Origin of the sequence: Streptomyces sp. NBC_00353, assembly GCF_036108815.1 — a bacterium.
Classification (GTDB): Bacteria; Actinomycetota; Actinomycetes; order Streptomycetales; family Streptomycetaceae; genus Streptomyces.
Window position 1 is genome coordinate 2,328,156 of record NZ_CP107985.1, and the last position, 15,675, is coordinate 2,343,830.

The window sequence follows — 15,675 nt, forward strand, 5'->3', positions numbered from 1 at the left end:
TCACAGCTCCTTGCGGAAGTCCCGGAGGATTTCCTTCGTGCGTTGTGCAGTTGCGGCCTGAGCCGCCATGCGGTCCATGACTTCGAGGTAGGAGGCCACCTCGGGGCGCGCGTCGAAGTAGACGGCGCCGGTCAGGTACTCGCTGTACACCATGTCGGGCAGTTCGGGGACGGCGAAACGGAAGAGGACGAACGGGCCATAGGTGCCGGGGTGGTGGCCGGTGGCGAACTCCGCGATCTGCAGCGTCACATTGGGCATTTCGGTCGCCTGGAGCAGCCGGTCGGTCTGCTCGCGCATGGCATCGGCGCTGCCGACGGGACGGCGCAGGACCGTCTCGTCCATCACCACCCACAGCTTCGGGGCGTCCGGGCGTGTCAGCAGTGCCTGCCGCTCCATCCGCAGCGCCACATGGCCCTCGATGTCCTCGGGCCGGGTCTGGCCGACGGCGCCGGTACGCATCACCGAACGTGCGTAGTCCTCGGTCTGCAGGAGTCCGGGGACGAAGTGCGGTTCGTACATGCGCAGGAGGCTTGCGGCGCCCTCCAGGCTGACGTACATGCTGAACCAGTCGGGCAGGACGTCGTGGAACCGCTGCCACCAGCCCGGCTTGTTCGCCTCCTCGGCGAGCTCGACGAAGGAGTCGGCCTCGCCGTCGGCGATCCCGTAGGCCTTCAGGAGCAGTTGCACATAGGGGATCTTGAGAGCGACCTCTGCGGTCTCCATCCTGCGAATCGTCGCAGGAGCGACCCGCAGCACCTTGGCAGCCTGGTCACGGCTCAGGCCGACACGCTCCCGCAGGTCCTGCAGGCGCTTGCCGAGAACGACCTGACCCACGGTCGGGGCGGACCGCGGTTCGCTCACTTCAGACCTCCCGATGCGCTGTTTGCGAGCAGTGTGCCATGCGTATGCCTTCAAAGACACAGTCACTCTGAAATTTTCAGAGTGCCCCTTGCCAAGTGTTCGCGACAGGGGGAGAGTTGGTGAGTGAACCAGTTCACTTAGTCATGCCCGCTCCCTCCCCCCGGGATGCGGAGCGTGGCGCAGCCCCCCACTGTGAGGAATCGGTCGTGGCACCTGGCAGTGCGCTCATCCCCCGGCACGTCGACCTCAGCCCCGGGACGGAAGCGCTCCGGTACTGCTTCGCGTTGCCCGCCCACCCGGAATCGGTGGCCGGTGCGCGGCGGCTGACGCGGGCCCGGCTGGACGAGTGGCGGCTGGACGCGGATGCACACGACGCGGCGGTCCTGATCGTCTCGGAACTGGTCACCAATGCGGTGGTGCACACCGCGAGCGCTCGCGTCGTGTGCGAGCTGCACCGCCTCGACAGACGGCTGCGCATAGCCGTACAGGATCAAGGACACCAGCCCGGTGGCCCGAAGCTGCGCCGCACCGCCGACGACGAACACGGACGCGGCCTGCTGCTCGTCGACGCGATGAGCAGCGCCTGGGGGTCCCGCGACGCCGGGGACGGCTCGGGCCGCATCGTCTGGGCAGAACTGCCGTACGGCACGGAGCAGTCATGTTGAGGAACGCAATGTCCCAGTTGCTCGGAACGCGCCGCTCCCGTGAGCACCAGCCACCCGGCGCCGGCGACGGCGGGGTGCAGCTGCCGGTGCCCCCCGCACTGTCGGCGAGTCTGGGCTGCGACGCGGTGGGGGTCCCGGCCGCACACGGCTTCCGGCTGCTGTCCCATCTGCCACGCACCGGTTGTGTCTTCGCGGACGCCGACCGCTGGTGGTGGATCGTCCCGGCGGGTTCGGACCTCGAACTGGACTGGCCGGCGCAGGTCGCGTACGCCAGGGGTGCGTACGTCCCCGCGACGCGGCCGCGGCTGATCCACGCGCCCGACAGCCGTACGCCCTACACCCCGCCCATTCCGCTGTTCCTGATGGTGTGCCAAGTCACCGGCGTGACACCGTCCTGGGCAGTGACCGATGGCCCCCGCGCGGTGCCCGCCGGCTGACCCCAAACCCCTTCACTACGCCCCCGACCTGGTATTTTTCCCGCTCGGTGCACCGTCACGCTGCGTTGTCAGTGGCGGGTTCTAGTGTGGCAGCACTGATCGAGAAGCCCGCCGCGAAGCGGGCTGTCCAGGTGTGAAGGGGGCGGGCCGGTGCGGCGCTGGGAGTACGTCGAGGGCAGTGCATCGAAGTTCTGGGAGACCGGGGCCGACGGCGCCGTGGTGACGGTGCGGTACGGGCGGTGCGGAAGCGACGGGCGCACGCAGAGCAAGGAGTACGCGTCGGCGGACGCCGCGCGGGATCAGGTCCTCAGGACGATCGCGGAGAAGGAGCGCAAGGGCTACCGGGAGGTGGGCCGGGCCACGGTGGCCGCCGAAACGTCCGAACAAGCCCTCACGCAGGCCGCCGATGCTGCCGACGCGACTGTGGGTGCGCTGCCCGACGAGGACACCTTCGAGCTGCCGGCCGCCTGGCGGCGCCAGCTGCACCCGCGGCGCGGCGGTGTGCGGCGCTCTGCGGGCAAGGCCTCACAGGAAGCGCTGGACGCGGTGGAGCGCAGGCTCTCCGAGGAGCGTGGGTGGATCGCCGAGCTTCTGGCGGCTCCGAGCAGCGACGACCGGCTCGTCGAGTCCGCCCGGGCGCATCTGGCGGGCAGTCCCGATCCCGTCGGGGCGGCGGTCCTCGCCGCCGTGGTCGGCCTCCACCCGTTGACACAGGCGGCATGGGCGGACAGCTGGACCGAGGCGTACGGGCTGCCGTTCGCCGCCCGGGCCGCCGTGGAGCTCTTCACCGTCGAGGCGCACTGGATCCAGAAAGGAACGCGGCGGTACGACCCGTGGCTCGAGGCCCTCACGGGCCCCCGCAACGGGTACTGGACGGGGGCGCGCCGGCCGGCTGCCGACCGGATCCGCGCCCTGCTCGCGAACGCCGACGAGGAGGCCTACCGGTCGACGGTCGCCGCGCTCGCCGGGTGCCGCGACGATACGGTGCGCCGGATCGTCGTGTCGTACCTGGTGCCGAGCGAGACGGAGTGGGCGGCCGAGCTCTGTGCGAACCCGCAGGTGATCGCGGAGAGCGACCAGACCCTGCGCTCCATGGTGTTCTGCTCGCTCAACTCGTCCGAGCAGGTCGGCGAGCTCGCGGAGCGGCCCGGCGTCGGCTGGTCGGTCGCACTGATCGGGACGGTCGCGGAGGGCATCGGAACGGCGGTCGCCCCGCTGCTGGCGGGCCGCATGAGCGACCGTTACAACACCGACTATCTGAAGTTGATCGCGAACGCCCTCGTGGAGCTCCCGTCGGACGAGGCCTTCGGTCTTCTCCTCACCCACTCGGACGCGAAGCATGTCCGGGCCGCGCTGTTCAAGGCCGCGCACCGCTACCCGGTACGCGCGCTGAGACTGCTCGCCGCAGCCGTGCGCGACGGTTCGGGACCGGGCTCCGCCGAGTCGACCCGGCTGCTGCTCGCCGGACACATCGGCGCCCATCGCGAGCTGGTGGAGACGGTGCTCCCCACGCTCGACGCCGACCTGGCCGCGCTGGTCGATCCGCTGCTCAACCCCGTCGGCCGGGTCGCCGACGCCTCCTCCCGGACGCTGCCGGAACTGCTGGTCTCCCCTCCGTGGTCCCGTCCGCGCAAGCCCACCCGCACGACGGTCGTCGACGGGCTGACGGCCGAGGCCGAACCGGGCATCGCCTGGCTGCCGGGCGAGAAGGAGAAGTGGGCTTCCTGCCGCACCTGGCACAACCGCGAGCGTGAGCACACGCACGGCGAGGCGAAGTACTGGGAGGAGCAGGCGGCTTCGTACGCGGCGACGGAGACGCTGACCAGCCTCCAGCCGGCCTGGATGTTCCTGCACGGCCCCGAGGAGACGGTCCGGCCGTGGCTCGGCAAATGGGCCCCGGACGATCTGTGGGACGCCGAGGAGACACTCAAGCCGGTCGCCGCCCGCTTCGGGCTCGACGCACTGCCGGTGCTGCTCCGTGCGGCACCCCACCAGCCGGGTTCGCTCGCCTCGCTGTTCCTGCCGTACGTGGATGTTGCGGTGGCGCGGCACATGGCGGACTGGTCGATACGGCTCAAGTCGGTTGCAACGACGGCCCGTTCCTGGTTCGTCCGGCACGGCGCCACGGCGGCCGCCTACCTGGTGCCGGACGCGGTCGGCAAGGCCGGGGCCGGTCGTCGTGCCGCCGAGCAGGCCCTGCTGCAGATCGCCGCGGTCCACGGCGACGCGGTGGTGCGGGAGGCCGCCGCCGGATACGGCGCCGGGGCGGCAGGCGTGATCGACGAGCTGTTGTCGGCCGACCCGCTGGAGCGGGCGCTGCCCGCCAGGATGCCCGTCGTGCCCGCGTGGGCGGAGCCGGCCCTGCTACCGCAGATCCGGGTCAGGACCGGCGGCGCGCTGCCGGAGGAGTCCGTCCGGCATGCCCTGATGCTCCTGGCGCTGTCCCGGCCCGGGGAGACCTATCCGGGGGTGGCCGTCCTCAGGGAGACGGCGGAGCCGGAGTCGCTCGCCGCGTTCGCCTGGGCGCTGTTCGAGCAGTGGCGGCTGTCCGGGATGCCCGCCAAGGAGTCCTGGGCGCTGCACGCTCTCGGGCTGCTCGGCGACGACGGAACGGTACGGAGTCTCACACCGGTCATCAGGGCCTGGCCCGGCGAGGGCGCACATCACCGGGCGGTCGAGGGTCTCGATGTGCTGGCGGCCATCGGCACCGATGTGGCGCTGCTGCATCTGCACGGCATCTCGCAGCGCGTGAAGTTCAAGGCGCTGAAGGTACGGGCCCAGGAGAAGATCGCCGAGGTGGCCTCGGGGCTGGGGCTGACCGGCGAGCAGCTCTCCGACCGGCTGGTGCCCGACTTCGGGCTGGACGCCGGGGGTTCGACGGTCGTCGACTACGGCACCCGCCGTTTCACCGTCGGCTTCGACGAACAGCTGCGGCCGTATGTGCTGGACGGTGACGGCAAGCGCCGCAAGGATCTGCCGATGCCGGGTGCGCGGGACGACGCGGAGCTGGCCCCCGCGGAGCGCAAGCGGTTCATGGCGCTGAAGAAGGATGTGCGGACGGTCGCCTCCGACCAGGTGCGGCGGCTGGAGGCCGCGATGGTGGCGCAGCGTTCCTGGACGACGGCGGAGTTCCGTGAGCTGTTCCTCCGCCACCCGCTGCTCTGGCACCTCGTGCGCCGGCTGGTGTGGCTGAGCGAGACCGACGGGGTGACCACCGCGTTCCGGGTGGCGGAGGACCGTACGTTCGCGAATGCCGAGGACGACCCCTTCGAGCCGGCCGACGGCGCGGCGGTACGGATCGCGCACCCGATGGCGCTGGGTGAGGAGCTCGACGACTGGTCCGAGGTGTTCGCGGACTACGAGATCCTGCAGCCGTTCCCGCAGTTGGGGCGCGCCGTGTTCCGTCTGGCGGACGAAGACGCACATGGCTACCGGCTGACCCGGTTCGAGGGGCTCAAGGTGCCGACGGGCAAGGTGCTCGGGCTGGAGCGGCGCGGCTGGGAGCGGGGTGTGCCGCAGGACGCCGGGGTCGAGCGGTGGATCTCCAAGCAGCTCGCCGACAACGTCTGCCTGGTGATCGCGCTGGACAGCGGCATCGCGGTCGGGGTCGTCGACATGTTCCCGGACCAGACCCTCGAAACGGTGTGGCTGGACGATCAGCCCAACGACCATTATCCGTTGCGCACCTATCCGCTGCGGTTCGCCGATCTCGACCCGGTGACCGTCTCCGAGCTGCTGGCCGATCTGACGGAGCTGACCGAGGGCGTCGCGTCATGAGCGTACGGGGGACGGATGCGGAGCCGGTGCCGGAAGGCCAGGCCGGCGGGCTGTCGGTCGGTGTGGAGGCCGGGCCGTCCGTGCAACGGCCCCCGGCCGAGGTCCGGTACGCCCAGGAGCTGGCCGCGCTGCGCTCCGACGACCGCGATCCGCGGCCGCCGGGCTGGGAGTTGAGTCTGCGGGCGGCGCGCAGGTTCGTCATCGGTGACATGGACGCGGGCATCAGCCGGAAGTTCGTCGGCAATCCGTCGCTCGTCGACCGGGCGCTGGTGACCCTGGCGACGAGCCGCGGGCTGATGCTGGTGGGCGAGCCGGGCACCGCCAAGTCGCTGCTGTCCGAGCTGATCGCGGCGGCGGTCAGCGGGGACTCCACGCTGACGGTGCAGGGTGGCGCGGCCACCACGGAGGACCAGATCAAGTACGGCTGGAACTACGCGCTGCTGGTCGCCGAGGGACCGTCGACACGGTCGCTCGTCCCGGCGCCGATGCTGCGCGGGATGGCGGAGGGCCGGCTCGTACGGTTCGAGGAGATCACCCGCTGCCCGCTGGAGGTGCAGGACTCGCTGCTCTCGCTGCTGTCCGAGCGGGTGGTGGCGATCCCCGAGCTGACCGGTCCTGACGGCATGGTCTTCGCCCGGCAGGGCTTCAATGTGATCGCGACGGCCAACACCCGGGACCGGGGCGTCAATGAGATGAGCGCGGCGCTCAAGCGGCGGTTCAACTTCGAGACGGTGTTCCCGATCCCGGACCTGGACACGGAGCTGGCGCTCGTCGAGGCCGAGGTGAGCACCCTGTTGCGGCGCTCGGGCGTGGAGCCGCCACCGGACCGGGACGTCCTGGAGGTCCTGGTCGGTACGTTCCGCGAGCTGCGCGCGGGTGGCGGGTCGGGCGGTCCGGACGGCTCGGGTGCGGGCCCGGACCGGCCCTCGGCCGTGATGAGTACGGCGGAGGCGGTCTCGGTCGCCCATGCCGTCGGCGTGCGCGGCTGGTTCCTGCGCGGCGAGCCGGGCAGCGCGGCCGATGTGGTGGCGTGTCTGGCCGGCACGGCTGCCAAGGACAGCCCGGAGGACCTGGCCCGGCTGCGCCGCTACCTGGAGCAGCAGGTGCCGCGCCGCCGCGGCCCGCAGTGGCAGGCCCTGTACGACGCACGTCATCTGCTTGCCGACTGATGCCCGCCGTGTTCCTGGGGGTGCGCCACCACTCCCCCGCCTGCGCCCGGCTCGTCGAGCGGACCATCGAGGAACTGCGCCCCGCCCATGTGCTGGTGGAGGGCCCGGCCGAGATGAACGCCCGGCTGGACGAGCTGCTGCTCGGGCACGAGCTGCCGGTCGCGGTGTTCAGCCACTACCGCGACGGGCATCGGGCCGCGACGTCCTGGGCGCCGCTGTGCGACTACTCGCCGGAGTGGGTCGCGCTGCGGGCGGGCCGGGCGGCCGGGGCCGAGGTCCGCTTCATCGATCTGCCGGCCTGGCATCCGGCGTTCGCCGAGCGCGCCAACCGGTACGCCGACGCGGAGGTCCGGTACGCAGAGGCCACCGAGCGGCTCTGCCGGCACTTCGCGGTGGACTCCTCGGACGCGCTCTGGGACCGGTTGTTCGAGGTGGAGCCGGACGACGGTCTCGCCGCACGTCTCGACGCGTACTTCGCGCTGGTGCGCGGGGACGCGGAGGCCGATGCGGGTGACCGGGCACGCGAGGCCTATATGGCGGCGTGGGTGCGGAGGGCGGTGGCTGCGGCCGGGGAACGGCCGGTGCTGGTGGTGACCGGTGGCTTCCACCAGCCGGCGCTGCGCGCGCTCGCCGGGGTCCGTGGCACCGACGGGATCGTTGCCCCCTCTGGCGAGGCTGTCGGTGCCGTCGGCGCTGCCGGCGAACTTCCTTTCGGCGGCGGTGGGGACGGTTGGGCACTCGGGGCTGACGGGTGGCCGCAGGTGCCCGCTCCTCCGGCGGAGGCACGGGCGGGGAGTTTCCTCGTGCCGTACTCGTTCCGCCAGTTGGACGCGTTCGCCGGGTACCAGTCGGGCATGCCGTCGCCCGGCTACTACCAGCAGGTGTGGGAAGCGGGCCCCGAGGCCGCGGCGGACGGGCTGCTGCGGACGGTCGTCGAGAGGCTGCGGGCCCGGAAGTTCCCGGTGTCCACCGCCGATCTGATCGCGGCACGCAGTCTGGCCCAGGGGCTCACCGCGCTGCGCGGCCATCCGCGTCCTGCCAGGATCGATGTGCTGGACGGTCTCGCGGGTGCCCTGATCACGGACGACCTGGACCGCCCGCTGCCGTGGACGAGCCGGGGTACGTTGTCGACGGGCAGCCATCCCGCGGTCGTCGAGATGGTGGCGGCCTGCAGCGGCGACCGCACCGGGCGGCTGCATCCCGCGACCCCGGCGCCGCCGCTCGTACACGATGTGGCGGCGCAGCTCGCCCGGCTGGGGCTCGACGGCGGTCACGGCTCCTCGTACCGCCTCGACCTCACCGACGCCACCGATCTGGAGCGCAGCCGGGTGCTGCACCGGCTGCGGGTGCTGGGGATCCCCGGTCACGGGCGGACCGCCGGTCCCGAGCACGGCATCGACCCGGTGTTCACCGAGCGCTGGGAGCCACGGCCGTCGCCGGGGCGCGAGGCCGCGCTGGTCGAGGCGGGAGCGTACGGGGCGGGACTGGCGGAGGCGGCAGCGGCCGCGCTCACCGAGCGGACACATGACGCGGAGGCCGGGGCCGACGCGCCGGCCGGGGTGCTGTTCGACGCCGTGCTGTGCGGGGTGGGCACCCTCTCGGAGCAACTGCTCGCCGAACTGGCTGCGCGCGTCGGTGAGCTGAAGACGCCGGGGCCGCTCGGCGACGTGCTCGCCACGGCTCTGGGCCTGTGGCGGCACGACCGCGTGTACGGGGTGGCGCGCGGCCCCTTGCTCGGCGCCGTGATCGACGGGGCGACGGGACGGCTGCTGTGGCTCCTGGAGGGCGCGCGCGGTGCGTCGGGGGTGGACTTCCCCCGGTTGCGGGCCGTGGTCGCCGTGCGGGATGCGGTGCTGCACGCGCCGGAGTTGCTTGCGGCGTCGCGGGCGACAGTCGCCGGGATCGCCCAGCGGATCAGCCGTGACCCGGACGCCCCGATCGATCTTCGGGGAGCCGCATTCGGCCTGCACCGGGCGCTGGGAGCGGTGCCGGGGACATCGACGGATCCGGCCGAGGCGGTGCGTACGGTGGCGGCGGCCGGCCCGGATGCGCTCGGCGACTGGCTGGCCGGGCTGTTCGCGCTCGCCCGTGACGAGGTGACGGGTGCGGTGGAGAGCGGTGGTGGAGACGGCGGCGCCACGGAGTCGCTGGTCGATGTGCTGGACAGCCTGGTCTGTGCGCTGCCCGACGGCGACTTCCTGTCGGGTCTGCCCGCGCTGCGCCAGGCCTTCGCGTTCTTCCCACCACGTGAACGCGAGCGGATCGCCGGAAAGTTGCTGGAGCGGCGCGGGGTGCGCGGCTCGGCGCGCAGTCTGCTGCGGACCACCGCGGACCCGCTGCTGATCGCCCGCGCCGGCGCCCTGGAGGAGAACGTGTCCCGCGTGCTGTCCCGTTACGGCCTGGGAGCCGCATCATGACCACGACACCCGAACCGACCACGCCCGACGCCGGGCTGGAGCGCTGGCGGCTGATCCTCGGCGCCGCCGCCGAACGGCACACCGGACCGCTGGGGCAGGGCCACGCCGCGCAGGATGCGGCGCTCGACTGGCTCTACGGCCGTGACCCCGACCTCGCCAGGCGCGGGGTGCGCCGCTCGGGGACGAGCACCCGTCGCACCGGTGGGGACGGGCCTTCGCCGGTGACCGCGATCGACTGGCTCGACGACATCCACCGGCTCTTCCCGAAGGAGACCATCGAGCGACTGGAGCGGGACGCCGTCGAGCGGTACGGCATCCAGGAGATCGTCACCGACCCGGCGGTTCTGGAGCGGGTCGAGCCGAGCCCCACACTGCTGCGGGCCGTGCTGCGCACCAAGCACCTGATGAACCCGCAAGTGCTGCGGCTTGCCAGGCGCATCGTCGCGTCGGTGGTCAAGGAGCTCCTGGCCAAGCTGCAGCCGGAGGTCCGCCGGGCGTTCCACGGCACCCGCTCCCGCAAGCCGAGCCAGGTGCCCCTGGCGAGGGACTTCGACTTCCGGCAGACCGTACGGGCCAACCTCGCCCACTACCAGCCGGCGGAGCGGCGACTCCTGATCGAGCGGGCGCACTTCCACTCCCGCACCCAACGCCACCTCACTCAGTGGCAGTTGATCCTGCTGGTCGACCAGTCGGGTTCGATGGCAGGTTCGGTGATCCACTCCGCGGTGACGGCCGCCTGCCTGTGGGGGCTGCCGGGCCTCAAGACGCACCTCGTCGCCTTCGACAGCAATGTGGTGGACCTGACCTCCGAGGTGTCGGACCCGGTGGAGTTGCTGATGCGGGTCCAGCTCGGCGGCGGCACGGACATCGCGCGGGCCGTGCAGTACGGCGCGGATCTGGTGGAGAACCCTCGCCGCACGATCGTCGCGCTGATCACCGACTTCTACGAGGGCGGCGACTCCTACCGGCTGCTGCGCACGGTGCGCGGGCTGGTGCAGCAGGGCAGCACGGTGCTCGGTCTGGCCGCTCTGGACGAGGAAGCGAACCCCGACTACGACCGCGAGCTGGCCGGTCGGCTCGCCGAGGCGGGGGCACACATCGGGGCGATGACACCGGGCCGGCTCGCCGAATTCGTCGCCGAGAGGCTGGGCCGATGACCGAAACGACCACCGGGCCCGTGTCCCGCGCCGATCTGCTGGCCCTCACCCCCGACACGCTCAGCGCGCTCGCCAACCGCGGCCTGGTCAAACGGGCCACGAAGGAGCTGGACGCGGGCACCGCGCCCAGCCTCACGACCGAGCCCGACACCACGGTCCGTGCTCGCTTCGACGACGGCATCACCGCGGTCCTTCCGCCCGGTGTCGGTCTGGACAAGGGCAGTTGCAGCTGCGCCGCCCCCGGCGTGTGCCGCCACCTCGTCGCACTCGTCCTCGCCTATCAGCGTGATGCCGGGGCCGGTGCGGACGGCGCCCCGGTCCCTGTCCCCGTCACGGACTGGTCCCCCGGCTCCACCGACGACCGTGCGCTGGCCGATGCTCTCGGCGCCCGCACACTCGCCGCGGCCCGTCGCACCTTCGAGCGTGGTTACGGCGCCCTGGTGCACCGCCCCACGGCCGAGCGTCCGGAGCCCTGGGTCGAGTTGCCCACCTGTACGGTGCGGTTCCCGGTGCCCGGCGAGATCGCGTACGCGCTGACGGACGTGGCCGCCGCGGTGCGGGACGAGATGGTGGCGCTGGCGGTCTGGGCGTTCCGGGTCGCCGACGAAGCGGGGACCGAGGACCGGTCCACCACCGTCCAGGTCGGCGGGCGCCCCACTGCCCGGCCCACGGCCCGCCCCGAACTGGACGCGGCGGCGGCGCTCGCCGACGAGCTGCTGAGGGAGGGGGTGGCCCATGCCGGACCGGTGCTCCGAGGTGCCCTGGCCCGTGCCGGTGACGCGCTGACCGCCGGTTCGCTGCACTGGCCGGCCGGCGCGGTCGCCGAACTGACCGGCCAGCTCGCGGCCTACGCCGACCGCACCGCCCACTACCGCCCCGAGCTGGTCGCCGCCCTGCTCACCGAGGTCCACGCCCGGCAGCGGGCCGCCGCGGTACCCGGTGCACTCGGCACCCGGGAGGCCGGGGACACCCCGCTGCGCCGGGTCCGGCTCACCGCGCTGGGCTGCCGGGTCCGCGGCACGGCCGAAGCCCTGGTCGCCGAGGTGTACTTCGCGCACCCCGGCGCGGGCTCGGTCCTGGTCCTGCGCAGGGAGTGGACGGCCGACGGCCGGGAGCTCACCGGGCGCCGGCTGGCCACCCGCCGTGTCCTGTCCACTTCGCTCTCCGCGCTGGCCACCGGCAATCTGGTCAGCGAGAGCGTCCGGCGCACCGCGAGCCGCGCCCTGACGATCGCCCGGGGCCGGCTCGGAACCACGAGCATCACCCCGGTCGGCGCCGCGTGGACGGATCTCCCCGAGCCCCTCCTCGTACGCGACCTGTCGGCTCTCACGGCAAGTTGGCGGGGGCGGCCGCCGCGGCTGATCCGCCCGAGGGTCGAGGCGGAATCGGTGCGGGTCGTCGCCCTGTCCGAGGTCGGGAGTATCGGGTACGACCCCGCCGAGCAGTGTCTCGAAGCGCATGTCCGGGACGCTGCGGGAACGTCCGCCGTGCTGACGTCCGCCTATCGCCCGGAGTGCCCGGGGGCGCTGGACGCCCTGGCCGACGCGTTGGGGAGTGGCGCCACGCATATCAGCGGTTCGGTGCACCGCTCCGGCGGCAGCATCGTCATCGACCCGATCGCGGTGCTCACCCCGGCCGGGGTGACCGTGCCCGATCTGGCCGCCGGTGACGGCTCCACGGCCCTGGCGGCGGCCGGAAGCCGCTCACCGGATCCGCTGACCGCGGCGCTCGACGAGGCGATATCCGCGCTCGCCGCCGCGGCCCACAGCGGGCTGTCCCGTCCGACCGCCCCGACCCGGTCCCGTATCGACGAAGCGGCGACCGCCCTGTCACGGACCGGGCTGGCCCGCGCGGCGGCATTGCTGCGGGCGTTCCTGAACGCGCTGGACGGGCAGGCGGAGAGCGGACGGACCGCCGCCTGGCTGGAGGCCCAGCTCCACCTCATGGTCAGCAGCGAGCTGCGGGCCGCCGAAAGCTGATGGCGCTCCGGGGTGAGCAGCCGTGTCCCGGTCAGGCCCGGTTCAGATAGGCGAGTCCGGGATGAGCCTTCGTATATCCGTCGACGAGTCGGCGGGCGACCGAGACCGAGTCGACGAGGGGGTGCAGTGCGAAGGCCTGTACGGCGGTGGCGCGTGAGCCGGTTGCCGCCGCGTCGAGGACCGCGCGCTCGACGGCTTTGACCGCCGTGACCAGGCCGACGGCGTGATACGGAAGGGGGTCGACGGTCACGGGGTGGGCGCCGTTGGCGTCGACGAGGCAGGGCACCTCGATGACGGCGTCCACGTCGAGCACGGACAGCGTGGTGCGGTTGCGGACGTTGAGGATGAGGGAGGTCCGCTCGTTACGCGCGACGGCCCGCATGAGGGCCAGGGCGACCTGTTCGTACCCGCCGGACTCCAGATCGCTCTCGTCCCGCTCGCCGGCCCCGGCGACCTCCCTGTTCTCCGACATGTAGGTGGCCTCGCGTTCGGCGCGGGTGCGGTCCCAGGTCGGCAGGGCGGCGGTGGCCGGGTCCTTCATCCGGGCGTAGAAGCCCTCCTGCTGGTCGCGGAGGAAGGCGCCGCGGGTCTGCTCGGCGTCCTGGTAGGCGCGGACGGCTTCCCGGTTGAAGTAGTAGTAGTGCAGGTACTCGTTGGGGATCGCACCGAGTGAACGCAGCCAGTCGGTGCCGAAGAGCTTGCCCTCCTCGAACGAGCCCAGCAACTCCGGGTCGGCGAGCAGGCGCGGCAGTTCGTCGCGGCCGTCGATGTGCAGCCCGCGGACCCAGCCCAGGTGGTTGAGGCCGACGTAGTCGATCCAGGCGCGGTCGGGGTCCGCGCCCAGGGTCCGGGCGATACGGCGGCCGAGGCCCACCGGCGAGTCGCAGATGCCGATGACCCGGTCGCCGAGGTGGCGGGACATGGCTTCGGTGACCAGACCTGCCGGGTTGGTGAAGTTGATGACCCAGGCGTGCGGGGCGAGCCGGGCGATGCGGCGGGCGAGAGCGTCCGCGACGGGGACGGTGCGCAGCCCGTACGCGATGCCGCCCGCGCCGACTGTCTCCTGACCGAGCACGCCTTCGTCGAGGGCGACCCGTTCGTCGGCGGCACGGCCTTCGAGGCCGCCGACACGGATGGCGGAGAAGACGAAGTCGGCGCCCCGCAGTGCCTCGTCGAGCTCGGTGGTGGCGAGAACGGTGGGTGCGTCCGGCACCCCCTCGGCCTGATCGGCGAGGACACGGGCGACGGCGGTGAGCCGGTCGGCGTCGGTGTCGTAGAGGGTGACGGCGGTGACGCGGCCTTCGGCGTGGTCGGCGAGCAGCGCCCCGTACACCAGGGGGACCCGGAATCCGCCGCCGCCCAGAATTGTCAGCTTCACGCTTCCGCATGGTACGGGCCCGAAGCTCCGCACCGTGCCCGCCGCCGTCACCGCGGCAAGCGCGCGGGCCGGTGGTCCCGGACTCCGAGGTCCGGGACCACCGGCCCGTAACTGCGCTCGTGCCGACCGTGCCGGTCGGTGCGCGGGCAGCCAGGTCAGTAGCCGCTCCACCAGCGCGTCACCGCGTGCCACAGCCTCGACGGTGCGGCCGGCTTGCGCCGGCGCGGGATCCGGCCGGCTGCCGACTGCCCCGCGGCCGTGTTCTCGGGCGCCGTCTCGGTCTGCACCCCGCCCCTCTGCACGTCAGCGGCCCCGCCGGAGGCGGCCTGCGCTTCGGCACCGGCCGGAACGGGCGAGGGCGCCGGAGTGCGCACCGACGCGGGCGGCGTGTGCCGGACCGGCGACTGCACTTCCCAGTTCTCGCGCGCCGGGTTGCGCCGGCCCGTCGACGGCGGTTCGCTGTCGTCCTGCGGCGGGCGGGCAGCGAAGTCCGCGGGCAGTTCCACGAGATGCCGGGACATGATGTTCCCGATCCACTGCAGCTGGCTCTCGTCGACGGCCAGTTCGAGGTCCGGCAGGCGCATCAGCAGGGCGTCGACACCGACGTCCGCGATCGCTCGCCCGATGTCCTGGCCGGGGCATTCGTGCGGGCCGCCGCTGAACGCGAGGTGGGCGCGGTTGCCCTCCATGTTGGCGGTGAGATCGGGCCGTACCACCGGGTCCGTGTTGGCGGGTGCGATGCCGACGATCAGCGCGTCGCCCTCCCTGATCCGCTGGCCACCGAGCTCCGTGTCGCCGACCGCCCAGCGGCCGAACACCGCGGTGAACGGCGGCTCGTCCCACAGCGTCTGCTCGACCGCCTCCGGCACCGTCATGTGGCCACCGCTGAGTCTGGCCCGGAAACGCGGGTCGGTGAGCACCATGCGGAGCACGTTGGCGATCAGGTTGGCGGTCGCCTCGTAGGCGGCGATGAGGATCAGCCGCAGATGCTCGGTGACCTCGGTGTCGGTCATTCCCGCGGGATGCTCGACGAGCCAGGTGGCGAAGTCGGCGGCGGGTTCGGTCCGGCGCCGTTGGACCAGCCGGCTCAGCGCGGCAACGACATAGGCGTTGCTCGCGACAGCGGTCGCCGTGCCCCGGGTCATGTCGCGGGCGGCCTGCACCATGCGGTCGTTGTACTCCTCGGGCATGCCGAGGATCGCGCACATCACCATCATCGGCAGCTGCTCGGCGAACTGGCTGACCAGGTCGACGCGGCCTTCCTGGCAGAAGTCGTTGACGAGGCGGTTACTGAAGCGGTTGATGTGACGGCGCACGCCGCGGTGGTCGATGCGCGCCATGCTGTCGGTGACCGCGCCGCGCAGCCGTTCATGGGTGTCGCCGTCGGCGAACACGCACACCGGCTGCCAGGTGAAGATCGGGGCCAGCGGGTGGTCCGGGGCGACACTGCCGTCCTGCAGGGCCCGCCAGCGCCGGGAGTCGCGGGAGAACTGCGAGGGGGTGCGGGTCAGGTGCAGGTTCTCGCTGTGCCCGAGCACCAGCCAGGCGGGTACGTCCCCGTGCAGCAGGATCGGTGCCACCGTGCCGTGTTCGGCCCGCAGCTTGTCGTACAGCCCTGCGGGGTCCCGCTCTGCCTCGGGGCCGTAGAACCGGCGCAGCCCGCCGGGTCCGATACCGAGGCCGTGGGCCGGGCACTCGGGCGGTGGAACCGGCCCCGCGGCCGCGCCGGGCTCGTATTGGAAAGGGGTTGTCACGATCGCTCCAGGGATGAGGCTGCCGAGATCGGATGTGTACGGGCGAGGGATCGAGCGGGTGCCAGGGTGTCCAGCGGAGTG

The 15,675-nt window shown here is 72.5% G+C and carries 10 protein-coding genes; 7 read left to right on the forward strand and 3 right to left on the reverse strand.

The genetic code is table 11. The annotated features are described in order from the left end of the window. Positions 1–861 (reverse strand): helix-turn-helix domain-containing protein, encoded by an 861-nt coding sequence (locus OHA88_RS10920; RefSeq protein WP_328625322.1) that lies wholly within the window; start codon positions 859–861, stop codon positions 1–3. 206 nt (positions 862–1,067) lie between these two features. Here OHA88_RS10920 and OHA88_RS10925 point away from each other — a divergent pair, with 206 nt between their 5' ends. From OHA88_RS10925 to OHA88_RS10955, 7 genes are all read left to right on the forward strand, one after another. Further along, positions 1,068–1,526, forward strand: coding sequence for an ATP-binding protein (locus tag OHA88_RS10925; RefSeq protein WP_328625323.1), 459 nt, complete (start codon positions 1,068–1,070; stop codon positions 1,524–1,526). After that, positions 1,520–1,963: a hypothetical protein gene (locus OHA88_RS10930; protein ID WP_328625324.1), complete on the forward strand. Its 444-nt coding sequence runs from the start codon at positions 1,520–1,522 to the stop codon at positions 1,961–1,963. The genes OHA88_RS10925 and OHA88_RS10930 overlap by 7 nt, the downstream gene beginning before the upstream one ends. 150 nt (positions 1,964–2,113) lie before the next feature. Beyond that, entirely contained in the window at positions 2,114–5,740 is a 3,627-nt protein-coding gene (locus OHA88_RS10935) for a DUF4132 domain-containing protein (RefSeq protein WP_328625325.1), read from the forward strand. Beyond that, positions 5,737–6,909 (forward strand): ATP-binding protein, encoded by a 1,173-nt coding sequence (locus tag OHA88_RS10940; RefSeq protein ID WP_328625326.1) that lies wholly within the window; start codon positions 5,737–5,739, stop codon positions 6,907–6,909. Before OHA88_RS10935 ends, OHA88_RS10940 begins: the two co-directional genes overlap by 4 nt. Then, positions 6,909–9,326: a DUF5682 family protein gene (locus tag OHA88_RS10945; protein WP_328625327.1), complete on the forward strand. Its 2,418-nt coding sequence runs from the start codon at positions 6,909–6,911 to the stop codon at positions 9,324–9,326. Before OHA88_RS10940 ends, OHA88_RS10945 begins: the two co-directional genes overlap by 1 nt. Continuing rightward, entirely contained in the window at positions 9,323–10,483 is a 1,161-nt protein-coding gene (locus tag OHA88_RS10950) for a VWA domain-containing protein (protein ID WP_328625328.1), read from the forward strand. The genes OHA88_RS10945 and OHA88_RS10950 overlap by 4 nt, the downstream gene beginning before the upstream one ends. Then, positions 10,480–12,462 carry a hypothetical protein gene (locus OHA88_RS10955; RefSeq protein WP_328625329.1) on the forward strand — a complete coding sequence of 661 codons (1,983 nt, stop codon included), beginning with the start codon at positions 10,480–10,482 and terminating at the stop codon, positions 12,460–12,462. The genes OHA88_RS10950 and OHA88_RS10955 overlap by 4 nt, the downstream gene beginning before the upstream one ends. Positions 12,463–12,493: 31 nt before the next feature. On the opposite strand, the gene OHA88_RS10960 is transcribed toward OHA88_RS10955, so the two are convergent. Together OHA88_RS10960 and OHA88_RS10965 are read right to left on the reverse strand one after the other, a co-directional pair. Beyond that, a complete protein-coding gene (locus tag OHA88_RS10960; RefSeq protein WP_328625330.1) occupies positions 12,494–13,840 on the reverse strand; it encodes a 6-phospho-beta-glucosidase in 1,347 nt (448 codons plus the stop codon). A 155-nt stretch (positions 13,841–13,995) separates the two neighbouring features. Next, positions 13,996–15,594 carry a cytochrome P450 gene (locus tag OHA88_RS10965; protein ID WP_328625331.1) on the reverse strand — a complete coding sequence of 533 codons (1,599 nt, stop codon included), beginning with the start codon at positions 15,592–15,594 and terminating at the stop codon, positions 13,996–13,998. Positions 15,595–15,675 lie beyond the last annotated feature (81 nt).